This window comes from Pseudomonas sp. ok266 (assembly GCF_900110195.1).
GTDB lineage: Bacteria > Pseudomonadota > Gammaproteobacteria > Pseudomonadales > Pseudomonadaceae > Aquipseudomonas > Aquipseudomonas neuropathica.
Window position 1 is genome coordinate 84,790 of record NZ_FOCU01000002.1, and the last position, 16,894, is coordinate 101,683.

The 16,894-nt window shown below is 58.1% G+C and carries 10 protein-coding genes; 4 read left to right on the forward strand and 6 right to left on the reverse strand.

The features are described from left to right. The first annotated feature begins 175 nt into the window (after positions 1-175). On the forward strand, positions 176-3,463 hold the full coding sequence (locus BMY54_RS30545) for a leucine-rich repeat domain-containing protein (protein ID WP_175559549.1): 3,288 nt from the start codon (positions 176-178) through the stop codon (positions 3,461-3,463). Positions 3,464-4,089: 626 nt separating this feature from the next. On the opposite strand, the gene ntrC is transcribed toward BMY54_RS30545, so the two are convergent. From ntrC to glnA, 5 genes are all read right to left on the reverse strand, one after another. Then, entirely contained in the window at positions 4,090-5,526 is a 1,437-nt protein-coding gene (gene ntrC, locus BMY54_RS04015; RefSeq protein WP_007909238.1) for a nitrogen regulation protein NR(I), read from the reverse strand. Then, positions 5,523-6,608 (reverse strand): nitrogen regulation protein NR(II), encoded by a 1,086-nt coding sequence (gene glnL, locus BMY54_RS04020; protein WP_093430038.1) that lies wholly within the window; start codon positions 6,606-6,608, stop codon positions 5,523-5,525. The genes ntrC and glnL overlap by 4 nt, the downstream gene beginning before the upstream one ends. 231 nt (positions 6,609-6,839) lie before the next feature. Beyond that, a complete protein-coding gene (locus BMY54_RS04025) occupies positions 6,840-7,463 on the reverse strand; it encodes a DUF4124 domain-containing protein (protein ID WP_093430039.1) in 624 nt (207 codons plus the stop codon). Continuing rightward, a complete protein-coding gene (locus BMY54_RS04030; protein WP_093430040.1) occupies positions 7,460-7,972 on the reverse strand; it encodes a DUF4124 domain-containing protein in 513 nt (170 codons plus the stop codon). The genes BMY54_RS04025 and BMY54_RS04030 overlap by 4 nt, the downstream gene beginning before the upstream one ends. 285 nt (positions 7,973-8,257) lie before the next feature. Then, positions 8,258-9,664, reverse strand: coding sequence for a type I glutamate--ammonia ligase (gene glnA, locus BMY54_RS04035; RefSeq protein WP_007909254.1), 1,407 nt, complete (start codon positions 9,662-9,664; stop codon positions 8,258-8,260). 328 nt (positions 9,665-9,992) lie between these two features. Between glnA and thiI the strand changes: the two genes are divergently transcribed. Together thiI and typA are read left to right on the forward strand one after the other, a co-directional pair. Next, positions 9,993-11,447 (forward strand): tRNA uracil 4-sulfurtransferase ThiI, encoded by a 1,455-nt coding sequence (gene thiI, locus BMY54_RS04045; RefSeq protein WP_093430041.1) that lies wholly within the window; start codon positions 9,993-9,995, stop codon positions 11,445-11,447. A 139-nt stretch (positions 11,448-11,586) separates the two neighbouring features. Continuing rightward, entirely contained in the window at positions 11,587-13,407 is a 1,821-nt protein-coding gene (typA, locus tag BMY54_RS04050; RefSeq protein WP_034153003.1) for a translational GTPase TypA, read from the forward strand. A 270-nt stretch (positions 13,408-13,677) separates the two neighbouring features. On the opposite strand, the gene BMY54_RS04055 is transcribed toward typA, so the two are convergent. After that, the gene (locus BMY54_RS04055; RefSeq protein ID WP_093430042.1) at positions 13,678-14,115 is read right to left on the reverse strand and encodes a YkgJ family cysteine cluster protein; all 438 of its coding nucleotides are present in this window, start codon (positions 14,113-14,115) and stop codon (positions 13,678-13,680) included. A gap of 259 nt (positions 14,116-14,374) precedes the next feature. Here BMY54_RS04055 and BMY54_RS04060 point away from each other — a divergent pair, with 259 nt between their 5' ends. Further along, on the forward strand, positions 14,375-16,825 hold the full coding sequence (locus tag BMY54_RS04060; protein WP_093430043.1) for a glycogen/starch/alpha-glucan phosphorylase: 2,451 nt from the start codon (positions 14,375-14,377) through the stop codon (positions 16,823-16,825). Positions 16,826-16,894: the final 69 nt, after the last annotated feature.

Sequence of the window (16,894 nt, forward strand, 5' to 3'; positions counted from 1 at the left end):
CCTTCTCGAGTACTCCTACGCTTCTTGACGTCGTTTCCCACTGCGCCTGTCTGCCTTTCCACTCTCCTTGAATACTTGCGCACGCTATCGTGCGCTCCTCTTTTAGACCGGCAGGATGCCGAAAGCCTTCGTCCCTGGCACGACAGCCAGGGCGACTTTTTCAAGGATGAAAAACATGCCAGTAAAACCACCTACCGGTGGCAGCACCCACGTCAAAGTAGATGCTTCTACCAGCCCGACTCGACCGGCCGACGTGGACATTCCGCTCCCTGGCTTATTGAGTCGCAGCGGTTTTGATTCAGGCACCTCTCGCGATGATTCGCAGCCGCGAGCCGGGGCGTCCAGGGCCGTTGAGGCAGATGCCACTCGTGCAACGCCGTCGATCATTGTTCACGCGGCCCCTGTTGAAGCTCGTTTGCTTGCGCCTCAACCGACGCTGGACGATTACGTAATCAATGCCCGGTCGTTACTTCCTGAAACCAACGGCGAAGGCTTAAGGGTTTTTAACAATCGTACCTACGCTGAGGTGGCCGATGGCGCTTTCGTTCTTGTCGCCGTAGATCCGGTGACTGGATTGCATCGTGCCCGACGGCCAAGTGAGCTGCTCCCAGGTCCGGTGATGCTGCGTAATGTCGATAACGGTCTTTGGTACCAGCGTACGCTCGTAAAGCCAACCACCCGAGCGCAGGTCCAAAGATACCTTCCGGAAACGACGGACCTGGACGCTGATGCCTTCATCGCCCGGTTTGGCGACAAGGATGTGGCAGAGGTGGAGCTGAAGCGTATCGAGCGTGGGCTCTCTGAGCTGGAGAGGACGAGCTTTAGTGTCAGTGAGGAAATGGCGAGCAAGCTACGCAGACTTTACATGTGGCAGGGCGAACCCAGTGAGCGCGTCTATCACGAAGGCCGACTAGTGGGTTTCAAGATGGATATCGAGCTTGGGGCTCGGCAATACGGTGTTCCTGTCTCAACAAAATTCAACGCTGTTGTCGCCCTTACTCTGAGAGTGGGTGGAGATCTAAACTCGTATCGTTTATCTGCGCAGTTTCCCAACATTGAAAGTCTGACGGTGGTTGGCTGGCCACCCATTTTCCCTAACGGTAATCCTTTTCGGACTGCCTCGAGGCACAACATTGAGCGAGGTTTCGTTGAAGAATTGGCAAAGCTTCCCCAATTACGCGAGCTGCACCTGCAAAACTGCAATTTGCCAGCCGAGTTCTCGCTGACAGGCATGACCGGCCTGCGAGCTCTGACTCTTGGCAACATTCAGGGGGTGGCGGATCTGAATGCCGTAGTGAATGGCCTGCCAGGGCGGTTGAGCTTGCAGGTCCTCGACCTGCACCAGAATCCGTCCTTGAAAGTGGCACCTGACGTGACGGGGATGACTCAGTTGCGCGTATTGGATCTGACGCAGACCGGTATAGAACAGCTCCCGCTCGGGCTTGATGCTGATAACGGGCCGTTACGATTGGAAATATTGAAGCTCGGCAACAATCCGCTTTCTGTCATGCCTTCACTAAAAGTCAGGACTGCGCTGCAGGAGCTGCACCTTCCCAACACCGGTTTAGACCGGTTTCCGGAGGGCATCACGTCCGAAATTCCCGGAAAAATGCTGAATCTTTCGAACAACCGTATTGCATCGATCCCTGAGTCCGTTGAAATCAGAGCGGGCTTTAATCTCTTTGGCAATCCCATAACAGATCTGGCGACTCTCCGGCGGCTGAGGGACGCGCGGATAAAAACAGGCACTGACGTTTGGCTGGGAGAGCCAAGTACTGATCGCTCGCCAAATGCCTGGTTACGACATTCGCCGCTAGAGGAACTCGCTGAAAATTTGAAGCTCTGGGACAGTGTTGACGTTGACGCATATTGGTTCGTGGCGAGGAGAATCGTCTGGGATCTGGCGCGTGCACCCGAGTTTCACATTGAGCGGCCGCTTTTGCAGCAACGAGTCTGGCGGTTTTTCGAGCACTACCGTAAGGCTGAGCCTGGCGTTCAGGTCAGGCTGAGGGCCATTCAGGATGATGTAATCAGTCCCTTGAACAAGCTGGAAAGGCTGGAGGCAGAAGCAGGGCTGTCAAGCGAATCACTGCCGGCGGGCTTGGTGCTGCGCAGCGATACCGGCAGCGACGTTGGGTCCTTGCTCAATGCCGCTGCGCTAACCACCCGAGCGCAGGTCCGAAAATACTTGCCGCAAGTGACCGATCAACAAGCAGATCACTTTCGCCTGCACTTCGGTGACAAGGATGCGGCAGAGGTGGAGCTCAAACGACTCCAGCTTGGACTTGCTCAACTGGACCAGGACCTCAGCTCTGGGGTCTACGGAAGTGAGTTGGGTTCCACGTTGCGCCGTCTGTACACGTGGCAAGGGGAGCCTGACGAGCTGGTCTTTCACGATAAGCGGCCGGTGGGTTTCAAGCTGTCTTCGAGTCTTTCGATATGGCCAAGCCATCGGCCACTCTCAACACCCTTCAACGCCATCGTTTCCCTTGAGCTAAGGGGGGCAAGCGTGCCTCTTCCGGAAGGTTTTTTTTCAGCTTTCCCCAATCTTGAAAGTCTGAGGGTGGTTAATGGACGTGCATTGCTTTCTGATAATCGCGGGCTGCGGCTCACCGAGGGGCCAGCCAGTGTTGATGAATTGGCAAGGCGTGCGCGATTACGAGAGTTGACGCTGCAAAGGACCAACCTGTCGCCTGATTTTTCGGTGGCCGGCATGACCGGGTTGCGTGTATTGGAGCTGGAGCAGAACGGAATACTCCATCTTCCAGGGCTTGATGCCGATAACGGGCCGTTGCGATTGGAAGTATTGAAACTCAGTAATAACCCACTCACGGTTGCGCCTTCTGTCAAAGGGAGGACCGAGCTGCAGGTGCTGGAGCTTTCCTATGCAGGGTTAGACAGATTTCCGGAGGGCATCACCAACGAGATTCCCGGGAAAGTGCTGGATCTGACGAACAATCGAATTACATCGATTCCCGAATCCATTGAAATCAGAGCCGGATTCAAGCTCAGTGGTAATCCAATTACCGATCCGGCTTCCCTCCGGCGGTTGATACATGCGCGTATAAAAACAGGCACCGACATCTGGCTGGGAGAGGAAAGCACTGATCGGTCGGCAAACCTGTGGCTACGAAATGTGCCGCCCTTGGAAATACCTGAAAAACTTAAGCTCTGGGACAGCTTTGGCGGGGCTGGAAGTGACGTTATCAATGGGATTCGCAAACTGAGTCGCACGCCTGAATTTCACGTCGAGCATCCGCTTTTGCAGCGGCGGGTGTGGTGGTTCCTGGATATCTATGCGAAGGCTGACCCAGGCGATCAGGCAAGGATGAAGGGCATTCTGATCAATGAATCCAGCCCCGGAAAAATGCTGGACAGGCTGGAAGCCGTGATTCGGGAATATGACTCAGGGCGGCAAAATCAGCCCCTGCATCATTTACCCAAACGGCCCAGGCTCAATTGACGTCGGACTCGATGTCTCGGCGAACGGTGTAAAAGCGGGAATCCCTGACCTGCCTGTATCAGGGTTCCCAAAACGGGTGGACTTCGCTGCTAGCGTCGGTCCGGTGTAAAGAGGGAACCCCCGGCCTGCCTGTACCAAGGATCCCAAAAGGGTGGGCTCGTCGCGTTGCGGTATGAGCCCGGTGTAAAGAGGGGAATCCCCGGCCTGCCTGTACCAAGGTCCCCGAAACGGGTGGTGAATCGAATCACCTGTAAGAGGTCTTGCAGGGGGCGTGCCAGGTTTTCATTTGCTGAAACAAAAAAATCTGATCAGAGACATCAAAGCCCCGAAATTCGGGGCTTTGATGTTTATGAAAACGGGTTTATCAGCGTTTTCAGGGTTGAGTTGTGGCGATGCGGCTGTGCGCGATCGCGGGTCATTGTGCATTGATGCGGTGCACGGTGGCCCTCACCCTAACCCTCTCCCAGAGGGAGAGGGGACTGACCAAGTTGCTGGTTCAAGTTGCGCCGACCTGAAATATTGAGCCGAATTCAGGTTTCGAAAACATCCGGGATCTGCGCCCTCTCCCTCTGGGAGAGGGCTGGGATGGATCCTGAGCACGCAGCAATCCTCAAGCGAACAATTCGTTAACCCTCATCCCCCTCATCATCATCCCCGCCATCGACCTTCATCCCCAATTCCTTGATCTTGCGCGTCAGGGTATTGCGCCCCCAGCCCAGCAACACGGCGGCATCGCGACGACGCCCGGCGGTGTGCTTCAAAGCCGTCTCGATCATGATCCGCTCGAACGCCGGTACCGCGCTGTCGAGCAGGCTCGACTGGCCACGCGCCAACGCCTGATCGGCCCACTGACGCAGTGCTTGCTCCCAATTGGTCACTGGCGCCGAGTCCTGCGGCAGGTTCAGCAGTTCTGGCGGCAGGTCGCTGATGTGCACTTCGCGCCCGGACGCCATCACGGTGATCCAGCGGCAGGTGTTCTCCAACTGACGCACGTTGCCGCCCCACGGCAGGTTCTTCAGGTATTCCTCGGTCTCGCTCTTCAGCAGCTTCGGTTCCACCGCCAGTTCTTGCGCAGCGCGGCTGAGGAAGTGCTTGGCCAGGGTCGGGATGTCTTCACGACGATCCGACAGGCGCGGGATGTGGATACGGATTACGTTGAGGCGGTGGAACAAGTCCTCGCGGAACTTGCCGGCGTGCACCAGGGTTTCCAGATTCTGGTGCGTCGCGGCGATGATGCGCACATCGACTTTGACCGGCACGTGGCCGCCCACACGATAGAATTCGCCATCGGCGAGAACCCGGAGCAAGCGGGTTTGGGTGTCGGCCGGCATATCACCGATTTCATCGAGGAACAGTGTGCCGCCGTCGGCCTGTTCGAAACGCCCGCGACGCAAATTTGCTGCGCCGGTGAACGCGCCTTTCTCATGGCCGAACAGTTCGGATTCCATCAGATCCTTGGGGATCGCCGCCATATTCAGCGCGATGAATGGCGAGGCCGCGCGCGGACTGTGGCGGTGAAGGGCGTGGGCCACCAGTTCTTTACCGGTACCGGATTCGCCGTTGATCAACACGGTAATGTTGGAGTGGCTCAAGCGGCCGATGGCGCGAAACACTTCCTGCATCGCCGGCGCTTCGCCGATGATTTCCGGGGTGCGCGTCAGTGCCGGCACCACTTCCAGGCCTTGCTGCTCTTGCGCATGCTGATTCGCGCGCTTGACCAGCGACACCGCTTCATCAACGTCGAACGGCTTCGGCAGGTACTCGAACGCGCCGCCCTGATACGAGGCGACAGCGCTGTCCAGATCGGAGTGAGCGGTCATGATGATGACCGGCAACCGTGGATGCTGTTCGCGGATCCGCGCCAGCAGATCCAGACCGCTGGCACCGGGCATGCGAATGTCGGAAATGATCACGTCCGGCTGCTGACGGGCCAAGCGACTCATCACGCCATCGGCGCTGTCGAAGCTCTGGGTGGTCATGCCTTCCTGCTGCAAGGCTTTTTCCAGAACCCAACGGATAGAACGGTCGTCATCGACGATCCACACGGTTTCACTACGGCTCATGTCGATGTGGCTCCTTGTTCCAGTGGCAGAAAGATCGAGAAGGTGGTGTGGCCTGGATGGCTGTCACACTCGATCAGGCCCTGGTGCTGGCTGATGATGTTCTGGGTAATGGCCAGGCCGAGTCCGGTACCGTCCGGACGACCGCTGACCATGGGAAAGAAAATGGTTTCCTGAAGTTCCGCCGGGATCCCCGGGCCGTTGTCGATGATTTCGATCTTGGTCACCAGACGATGGCGGACGTGGCCGATGGTGAACTGGCGCATGGTCCGGGTGCGCAGGCTGATGCGGCCCAGGCGCAGTTCGTTCTGGCTGCTGATCGCTTGCATCGCGTTGCGTACGATGTTCAACACGGCCTGAATCATTTGTTCGCGGTCGATCAGTACGTCGGGGATGCTTGGGTCGTAATCACGCACCAAGGTGATGCAGCCCTGGCTTTCCGCGTCGACCAGTTGGCAGACGCGCTCCAGCACTTCATGAACGTTGCACATCGCCAGCGACGGCAACTTGTTCGAGCCGAGCATGCGGTCGACCAGATTGCGCAGGCGGTCGGCCTCTTCAATGATCACGTTGGTGTAGTCGCGCAGGCTGTCTTCCGGCAGCTCGCGGGCCAGCAGTTGCGCGGCGCCACGGATGCCGCCGAGCGGATTCTTGATCTCGTGAGCGAGGCCGCGTACCAACATCTTGCTGGTCTCCTGCTTGGACAGCTGCGCCTCCTCCTTGGTGATCCGCAGCAGCCGGTCACGCGGATGGACCTCCAGCAGGAGCATGGTCGCGCCATTGCTGAGGATTGGCGTCACCGCGTAATCCACGGTCAATGTCTGGCCAGTGAGGGCGGTGAGCATCGCCTCGCGCTTGGTGAAGGGATGCGCCTGCTCTACGGCCTGACGCAGTGAATTCAGCGCCTCGGTGGATTCGGTGAACAGCTCGCTGATGAACTGCCCATGGCTGCGCTGCCCGCTGATGGCGAGCAGCATCTCCGCCGCCGGGTTCATGTACTCAAGGCGCAATTCGGCGTCGAGCAGGATGGTGGCGGTGGTCAGGTTGTCGAGCAGCAAACGGTGGATTGCGTCGCTAATAGTCATCGGAGCCTCTTTTGGGGGCGGAGCGTGCGCAACAAGCAAGCGTCGGTGAACGGAAAATGCAAAAACCAAACCAAGGCTCCGAAAAGAAGCGTTCGTCGCCTGAAACAGGCGTTTGACGCTCGTTTGAGTGGCAGGGTGCCAGCTCGAACGGGAAGTTTCGAACCAAAATGGGTTGGAATGTGAGTACGGTGCAGTCCGTTGCACCAATATAGTGCGCAAAGCTGGGCGGAGTTAGAAGAAACGCAGGAAGGGGTTTTTCGGCTCGGGCGGTTTGTCTTTCAGCGGGCATTCCGGGCGCACGCCGTAGTCGTCGGCGACGCAGGGTTTGACTTGGCGTTTCTGCGCTAGGGAAATGCGTAGCATGTGGAAGGGCTGGTTGGCGGTGCGTTCGACGGTGCGTCCTTCCATGTCGAGGATTTCAACCGAGAGATTGTGGCTGCCACGATCGATGTTGCTGAGCGGGAAGACCGGGCTCAGGCCGGGCTCGCCGGTGGCTTGGCCATCCAGCAGCAGTCGATAACGATGACCTTTTTGCAGGCCCGGTTCGCTGGTGACGCTGACGATGATTTCGCCGGCGCTGCTGCGAATCGTTGCATCGGGTTCAGGTACCAGAATGCGCAGCATGTCGTAGTGGAAGGGCGGTTGCTCTGGGGTTTTTTTTGCAGTTGTGATTGGCACGGCGACGGTGGGGTTTGCGGACATGCGATTGCTGTTCGCGATCGGTACGCGCTTGGCATTGCCACGCGGCTGGTCGGTGTAGACGCGATTGCCTTGGGCATCGATATAAGTGAACACCTCAGCCGATGCTTGCAGCGTGAGCAGCGCCAGCCCCGCAATCAGCCACGCACGAATCATGGCTTGTGCACCCGCTGTACGCTGAGAGGGACTGGCGCGCTCTGCTGGATGACCGTCTGCCCGTCAATCACCTGCACCGCTAGACGATGTTCGCCGCGATCAACGTTCACTAATTGCAGGATCGGCACGTTGCTCGGCTGGCCGTAAGGCTCATCGTCCAATACCAGCCTTAACTGATGCGGCGGTTGCAGACGCGGCTTGATCAGCACTTGGACGGTGAACGTGCCGTTATTGGCGCGCAGGGCCTCTTCGGTGGGCAGGCCAGCGAGTTCAAGAATGTCGTAGGCGTTGCGTACAGGCTCACGGGTTTCGGTGCTGGATGCGGGCGGTGTGCTCGGTGTTTGCGGCTCGACCCTGTTAAGCGGCGGCAACTCCACTGGCTGTGCTTGCACGCCGTCTGGCGAGTGATCGCTGTACACCGTGTTGCCGTTGGCGTCGGTGTACTTGTAGATCTGCGCGACGGCGGGCAGGGCGATCAGCAGCAGTATGTAGAGAAAGGTGCGACCCATGAAATCGACCGGGATTGAAAGCGATGGGGTGCAGCATAGGCCAGACGCGGCGGTTGGCCCAACCCGGCACACATCCGGAGATCATTCAGACACCACAATTCCCCTGTAGGAGTGAGCCTGCTCGCGATGGCGTCGTGTCAGTCAGCATTACCTCCAATGATCCACCGCTATCGCGAGCAGGCTCACTCCTACAGGGATCCTGGTCGACCTTAAAATCCGGGCAATAAAAAAGGCCTCCCGAAGGAGGCCTCTTTCACTCACGCCACTTAACGCAGCGCTACCGGATCAGCAGCTGTAGTACAGCTCATATTCCAGTGGGTGTACGAAGGTGCGAACCTTGATTTCTTCTTCCGATTTCAGCGCGATGTAAGCGTCGATGAAGTCGTCGGAGAACACGCCGCCCTTGGTCAGGAACGCGCGGCCCTTGTCCAGCTCTTCCAGGGCTTCTTTCAGGCTGCCGCAAACTTGCGGGATCTCTTTCGCCTCTTCAGGCGGCAGGTCGTACAGGTTTTTGTCAGCTGCGTCGCCTGGGTGGATCTTGTTCTGGATACCGTCCAGACCGGCCATCAGCAGAGCTGCGAAGGCCAGGTACGGGTTGGCAGCCGGATCCGGGAAGCGTGCTTCGATACGGCGGGCTTTCGGGCTCGACACGTAAGGAATACGGATCGAAGCGGAACGGTTGCGGGCCGAGTAGGCCAGCATTACCGGAGCTTCGAAGCCTGGTACCAGACGCTTGTAGGAGTTGGTCGCCGGGTTGGTGAAGCCGTTCAGGGCCTTACCGTGTTTGATGATGCCGCCGATGAAGTACAGAGCGGTATCGGACAGGCCGGCATAGCCTTCACCGGCGAAGGTGTTCTTGCCGTCTTTCCAGATCGACATGTGTACGTGCATGCCCGAACCGTTGTCGCCGTACAGTGGCTTCGGCATGAAGGTCGCAGTGCGGCCGTAAGCGTCAGCAACGTTGTGCACAACATACTTCAGGGTTTGGGTTTCGTCGGCTTTCTTCACCAGGGTGTTGAACTTGACGCCGATTTCGTTCTGGCCGGCAGTCGCCACTTCGTGGTGGTGAACTTCGACGGTCAGGCCCATTTCTTCCAGTGCGTTGCACATGGAGGTACGGATTTCGTGGTCGTGGTCGAACGGCGGAACCGGGAAGTAGCCGCCTTTGACGCCTGGACGGTGACCTTTGTTGCCGCCTTCGATGTCCTGGTCGGACATCCACGAACCTTGCTCGGAGTAGATCTTGAACATCGAGCCGGAGATGTCCGACTTGAATTTCACCGAGTCAAAGATGAAGAACTCAGGCTCCGGACCGGCGAACACGGTGTCACCGATACCGGTGGCTTTCAGGTGTTCTTCGGCGCGCTTGGCGATCGCACGTGGGTCGCGGTCGTAGCCTTGCATGCTCGAAGGTTCGATGATGTCGCACACCAGGATCAGGGTGGCGTCTTCGGTGAACGGGTCGAGAACGGCAGTTTCGTCAACCGGCATCAGGATCATGTCGGAGGCTTCGATGCCTTTCCAGCCAGCAATGGAGGAACCGTCGAACATCTTGCCGACTTCGAAGAAGTCTTCATCCAGCGCATCGCGAGCCGGCATGGTCACGTGGTGCTGAGTGCCTTTGGTGTCCGTGAAGCGCAGATCAATCCACTTGACGTCATGATCTTTGATGAGTTGAACCGTCTTCGACATATGTCCTCCGGGTGGCTTCGGGCTTGGTAGTGGATGCCCTTGAATTTGGGTGATGCCGGCGCGAATACTCTGCCAAGGCAACCTGCCTCACAAGGGAGCAAATTGCATGCCAGTGCCCCAGCATGGGTTTTTTGCCCCAAATTCACGCTTATAAAGGTGCAAAGCACCTGATTGTGGAAAATCTCGCCCTCTAATGTAGCGTCTTGAGTCAGAAATGACCTGTTTTGGTGCGTGCTAAACCTTCTGCACATTAACTGGTTAAACCTTGAGCAATTTCCGCTATAATCCGCGCCCCCCTTTTTCGGCTGGCCGTTCGCGCGCTGTTTTCATGAAACTAATCGTAAAAGTCTTCCCCGAGATCACCATCAAAAGCCGACCTGTCCGGACGAAGTTCATCCGCCAGTTGGCCAAGAACATCCGCACCGTGCTCCGTGACCTGGACCCGGCCGTGGTGGTGAACGGTGTATGGGACAATCTCGAGCTGGAAACCCGCGTTACCGACCCCAAAGCCTTGAAAGAGATGGGTGAGCGCCTGACCTGCATGCCGGGCATCGCGCACTTTCTGCAGATCGACGAGTACCCGCTGGGCGACTTCGACGACATCACCGAGAAGTGCAAACAGCACTACGGCGATGCACTGGCCGGGAAGATTTTCTCGGTGCGCTGCAAGCGCGCGGGCAAGCACACCTTCAGCTCGATGGACGTCGAAAAATACGTCGGCAGCAAGCTGCGCCGTGAGTGCGGTGCCGCTGGTATCGACCTGAAAGCACCGGAAATCGAAGTCCGCATCGAAGTTCGCGACAAACGGTTGTTTGTCATTCACAGCCAGCACAACGGCATCGGCGGTTACCCGCTCGGTGCGTTGGAGCAGACGCTGGTATTGATGTCCGGCGGCTTTGACTCAACCGTTGCGGCGTACCAGATCATTCGTCGCGGCCTGATGACGCACTTCTGCTTCTTCAATCTGGGCGGTCGTGCCCATGAATTGGGCGTGATGGAAGTCGCGCATTTCATCTGGAAGAAGTACGGCAGCTCGCAACGCGTGCTATTTGTCAGTGTTCCGTTCGAAGAAGTGTTGGGCGAAATTCTCGGCAAAGTCGATAACAGTCATATGGGCGTCGTATTGAAGCGTATGATGTTGCGCGCGGCTTCCAACATCGCTGATCGCCTGCACATCGACGCGCTGGTCACCGGCGAGGCGATCTCCCAGGTGTCGAGCCAGACCCTGCCGAATCTGTCGGTGATCGACTGCGTGACCGACAAACTGGTCCTGCGTCCGCTGATCGTGGCGCACAAGCAGGACATCATCGACACGGCCAATGAGATCGGCACCGCCGATTTCGCCCGGCACATGCCGGAGTACTGCGGGGTCATTTCGGTCAATCCGAAGACGGCCGCCAAACGCGGTCGCGTTGAGCACGAAGAGAAAGAATTCGACATGGCGGTGCTCGAGCGTGCGCTCGAAAACGCCAAACTGGTGCCGATCGATCGGGTGATCGACGAATTGGGCCAGGACGTACAGATTGAAGAAGTCAGCGAAGCACTGGCCGGTCAGATCGTGATCGACATCCGTCACCCGGATGCCGCCGAGGATGAGCCGCTGGAACTCGCTGGCGTAGAAGTACAGACGATGCCGTTCTACGCAGTGAACGCTCGTTTCAAGGAGCTGGATCCGACTCGCCAGTACCTGCTGTATTGCGACAAAGGCGTGATGAGTCGCCTGCATGCTCACCATTTGCTCAGTGAGGGGCATGCCAATGTGCGCGTTTATCGACCGAGCTAAGTGCCCGGGGCTGTTTGCCTGTGGCCTGCGTCACCGGCCCCCCGACACCGCCGTCAAGCTGTAACGGCCATGCCGGACACTACTGCTAATCGCTGCCAAGACTTGTCAGCAAACCGAATCCTCTGATCGAGATACACAAGTGATCGAAAATCTACGCAACATCGCCATCATTGCCCACGTTGACCATGGTAAGACCACCCTGGTAGACAAACTCCTGCGTCAATCCGGCACCCTGGAGCGCAACGAGCTCAACGACGAGCGCGTGATGGACTCCAACGACCAGGAAAAAGAGCGCGGTATTACCATTCTGGCGAAAAACACCGCCATCAACTGGAACGGCTACCACATCAACATCGTGGACACCCCGGGCCACGCCGACTTCGGCGGCGAAGTTGAACGCGTAATGTCGATGGTCGACTCCGTTCTGCTGCTGGTTGACGCTCAAGACGGCCCTATGCCGCAAACCCGTTTCGTGACCAAGAAGGCTTTCGAAGCCGGCCTGCGTCCAATCGTGGTAATCAACAAGGTTGACCGTCCAGGCGCACGTCCGGACTGGGTTCTGGACCAGATCTTCGACCTGTTCGACAACCTCGGTGCGACCGAAGAACAACTGGACTTCCAGGTTGTTTACGCTTCGGCCCTGAACGGCATTGCCGGTCTGGATCACACCGCCATGGCGGAAGACATGACTCCGCTGTACCAAGCGGTAGTCGACCACGTTCCGCCTCCGGCCGTTGACCGTGACGGCGCGTTCCAGATGCAGATCTCCGCTCTGGACTACAACAGCTTCCTGGGTGTTATCGGCGTTGGCCGTATCGCTCGTGGCCGCGTCAAGCCGAACACCCCGGTTGTGGCGATCGGTGCCGACGGCAAGCGCCGTAACGGCCGTATCCTGAAACTGATGGGTCACCACGGTCTGCACCGCATCGACGTTGAAGAAGCTGCAGCAGGCGATATCGTTTGCATCAGCGGTATGGACTCGCTGTTCATCTCCGACACCCTGTGCCACCCGGACACTGTCGAGGCGATGAAGCCTCTGACCGTTGACGAGCCAACCGTTTCGATGACCTTCCAGGTAAACGACTCGCCATTCTGCGGTAAAGAAGGCAAGTTCGTGACGTCCCGCAACATCAAGGACCGTCTGGACAAAGAGCTGCTGTACAACGTTGCACTGCGCGTTGAAGAAGGCGACACCGCTGACAAGTTCAAGGTTTCCGGCCGTGGTGAGCTGCACCTCTCGGTACTGATCGAAACCATGCGTCGCGAAGGCTTCGAGCTGGCCCTGGGCCGTCCTGAAGTGATCATTCGTGAAGTGAACGGCGTTAAACAAGAACCGTTCGAAAACGTGACCATCGACATCCCTGAAGAAGCTCAGGGCAAGGTCATGGAAGAGATGGGTCTGCGTAAAGGCGACCTGAGCAACATGGTGCCGGATGGCAAGGGCCGTGTTCGTCTGGAGTACAACATCCCTGCTCGCGGTCTGATCGGTTTCCGTAACCAGTTCCTGACCCTGACCAACGGTGCTGGCATCCTGACCTCGATCTTCGATCGCTACGACACCGTCAAGTCGGGCCACATGTCCGGCCGTCAGAACGGCGTTCTGGTTTCGGTTGAAACCGGCAAGGCACTGACCTACTCGCTGGAAACCCTGCAGGCTCGTGGCAAGCTGTTCGTAGAACACGGCCAGGAGATCTACAACGGTCAAATCGTTGGTCAGAACAGCCGCGACAACGACCTGGGTGTAAACCCGACCAAAGGCAAGAAGCTCGACAACATGCGTGCTTCGGGTAAAGACGAAACCATCGCTCTGGTACCACCTGTTCGCTTCACTCTGGAACAGGCTCTGGAATACATCCAGGAAGACGAGCTGTGCGAAGTTACTCCTAAGTCCATCCGTCTTCGCAAGAAGATCCTGGACGAAAGCGAGCGTACCCGCGCTGCCAAGAAAGCCAAGGCGTAATTTAGCCTGAGCTTGAAAAAACGCCCCCGGTCGCGAGACCGGGGGCGTTTTTGTTTGTTTGGGATAAGTGTGTTGAAGCTGAAAAGCCCCTCACCCTAGCCCTCTCCCAGAGGGAGAGGGGACTGACCGAGTTGTTCTTTGGCTTTGCATCGACCTGAGTAATCGAGTCGACCTCAGGTTTGGAAGCGACAGAGATCGGCTCCCTCTCCCTCGGGAGAGGGCTGGGGTGAGGGGCTGGGGTTTAACGGCTACCGAAGAACTCAGCGTCGTTCAGAAGCGCTCTATCGCGCGGAAATTCTGCACGCGCTCAACTTCCTTTGGCTTATACGCGCAATACCCCGGACGCGGTCCGATCTTCGGGTGATTGCGGCAGGTATCCGGGCGCTTGTCATAAATGGTGCACAAGCGGCTCTTACGATCCAGGTAGTAGCAATCGTTGTTGCTCATGCGCTGCAGGGTAAAGATGCCGGACTTCTGGTTGAAGCGCTCGACCAGGCCTTCCTTTTGCAGACGCTTGGCGATGTTCTTCGGCGGATCGCCCAGTTCGAATTCGTCGACCACGCCGATGCGCACCAGATCCTTGATCTTTACTTCGACCGGCAGCGTGCAGCAGCTGGACATGCAGGAACCGCACATCGGGGCCGAATATTTCGCCCACGTATCGAGACGATCGATCTCGGCGGCGGCAATCAGGTTGGGCTTCATCATCGGGAGTTACCAGGCGTGTGTGCATCAGGGCGCGCGATCATACCGGGACTGGTGGATTTTTGAACAACCTTTCGCCAGATTTTTTCTTCATGCAGGCACATTGCCGGACAATTCGGCACGGCCCCTGCATTCATTAGCCCATCCGCCAGGGTAATGCCGGGCCATCGCACCGTCTCAGGAAAAACTGCCGAACCAGCGCCGCGACCGTCGGTCAGACCGTCTAGGCTCAGACAATTCCCGCTCGCTCGAGGTCCTATTGATGACTCAAGAACCACTAGTTCGCGAAGCAGAGGTGGCCGCATTCCGCGACGCCGTCCTGACCAAGCTCACCTACGCGGTGGGCAAAGACCCCGACCACGCCTTCGACCATGACTGGTTCGAAGCCATCGCTTTGGCGGCGCGTGATCATATGGTCGAGCACTGGATGGACCACACCCGGCAGATCTACCGCAAAGGTCAGAAACGGGTGTATTACCTCTCGCTGGAATTCCTCATCGGCCGCTTGCTCTACGACAGCCTGAGCAATCTTGGCTTGCTCGACGTCGCCCGTGAAGCGCTGACTGAACTCGGTGTCGACCTGGAGCGTATCCGTTTGCTGGAACCTGATGCAGCGCTCGGTAACGGTGGCCTCGGTCGTCTGGCCGCGTGCTTCATGGAAAGCATGTCGACCCTCGGCATCGCCGGCCACGGTTATGGCATTCGGTATGAGCACGGCTTGTTCCGCCAGGCCATCGTCGACGGCTGGCAGCAGGAACAGACCGAGCACTGGCTGGATTTCGGCAACCCGTGGGAGTTCGAGCGGCCAGAGGTCGTCTACTCCATCGGCTTCGGCGGCAGCGTCGAAACCGTCACCGACATCTCCGGCAAGTCCAAACAAGTCTGGTCGCCGGCAGAAACTGTCCGCGCGATCGCTTATGACACGCCGGTCGTTGGCTGGCGCGGGGCGAGCGTCAATACACTGCGCCTCTGGCGTGCGCGCGCCATGGAAGATTTGCACCTGGAGCGTTTTAACGCCGGTGACCACTTGGGCGCTGTCGCCGAAGTGGCCCGGGCCGAAAGTATCTCCCGCGTGCTCTACCCGGCGGACAGCACCGAAGCGGGGCAGGAACTGCGCCTGCGTCAGGAATACTTCTTTGTCGCCGCTTCGCTTCAGGATCTGCTGCGCCGTCATCGCAACATGCACACCTCGGTGCTGACCCTGGGTGATCACGCGGCGATTCAGCTCAACGACACGCACCCCTCGATTGCTGTCGCCGAATTGATGCGCCAACTAGTCGACGTCTACGACGTGGCTTGGGATGCGGCGTGGCAAGTCACCGTCGACACGCTGTCGTATACCAACCACACGTTGCTGCCGGAAGCGCTGGAAACCTGGCCGGTGGGCTTGATGGAGCGCATGCTGCCGCGACATATGCAGATCATTTATCTGATCAATGCTCAGCACATCGACTCGCTGCGCGCCAAAGGCATTCACGATTTCGACGTGCTGCGCGCGGTGTCGCTGATCGAAGAAGACAACGGTCGCCGTGTGCGCATGGGTAACCTCGCGTTCCTCGGTTCGCACAGCGTCAACGGCGTGTCCGGGCTGCACACGCAACTGATGCGCAAAACCGTGTTCGCTGAACTGCACAAGCTCTACCCGGAGCGGATCAACAACAAAACCAACGGCATTACCTTCCGCCGTTGGCTGTTCCAGGCCAACGCTGAACTGACCTCGATGCTGGTCGACTCGCTGGGTCCCGAGGTGCTGGATAACCCCGAAGAGCGCCTGCTCGATCTCGAACCGTTCGCCGAGAAAACCGCATTCCGCAAAGCCTTTGCCGAGCAACGGCTGCACAGCAAGAAAGCCCTGGCGTATCTGATTCACGAACGCTTGGGCATCGCGGTCAATCCGGCGGCGATGTTCGATGTACAGGTCAAACGCATCCACGAATATAAACGTCAGTTGCTCAACCTGATGCACACCGTGGCGCTGTATCAGGCGATCCGCGCCGAGCCGGAAGTCGACTGGGTGCCGAGGGTGAAAATCTTCGCCGGTAAAGCGGCGGCGAGTTATCACCAGGCCAAACTGATCATCAAACTGACGAACGATATCGCTCGGGTGGTGAACAACGATCCGACCGTGCGCGGCCTGCTGAAAGTGGTGTTCCTGCCCAACTACAACGTCAGCCTGGCGGAGAGCATCATTCCGGCGGCGGACTTGTCCGAGCAGATTTCCACTGCCGGCTTCGAAGCATCAGGCACCAGTAACATGAAGTTCGGCCTCAACGGCGCGCTGACCATTGGCACACTGGACGGCGCCAACGTGGAAATGTGCGAACGCATCGGGGCCGAGCACATGTTTATCTTCGGTCTCAGCGCGCAGCAGGTGGAAGCGCGTAAACAGAATCACGAGTTCAGTGCGTTGCCAGACATTGCTGCATCCCATCGCTTGAACGATGTGCTGCAAGCGATTCGCGGCGGGGTGTTTTCGCCGGATGACACCTCGCGCTATACCGGGCTGATCGATTCGCTGGTGGATTACGACCGCTTCCTGGTCTGCGCCGACTTCGACTCCTACTGGGAAGCGCAGAAACGCGTTGAGGCGCACTGGCACGACTCCAACAACTGGTGGCGTTCAGCAGTACTCAACACGGCGCGGATGGGCTGGTTCTCGTCTGACCGGACGATTCGTGAGTACGCCACGGATATCTGGAAAGCGTTGGAGTAACTTTCCGCAACAAATCTGCGCAAGGCCCAACGTTTGTTGGGCCGGATCGATATACTGAGCGCCGGTTAC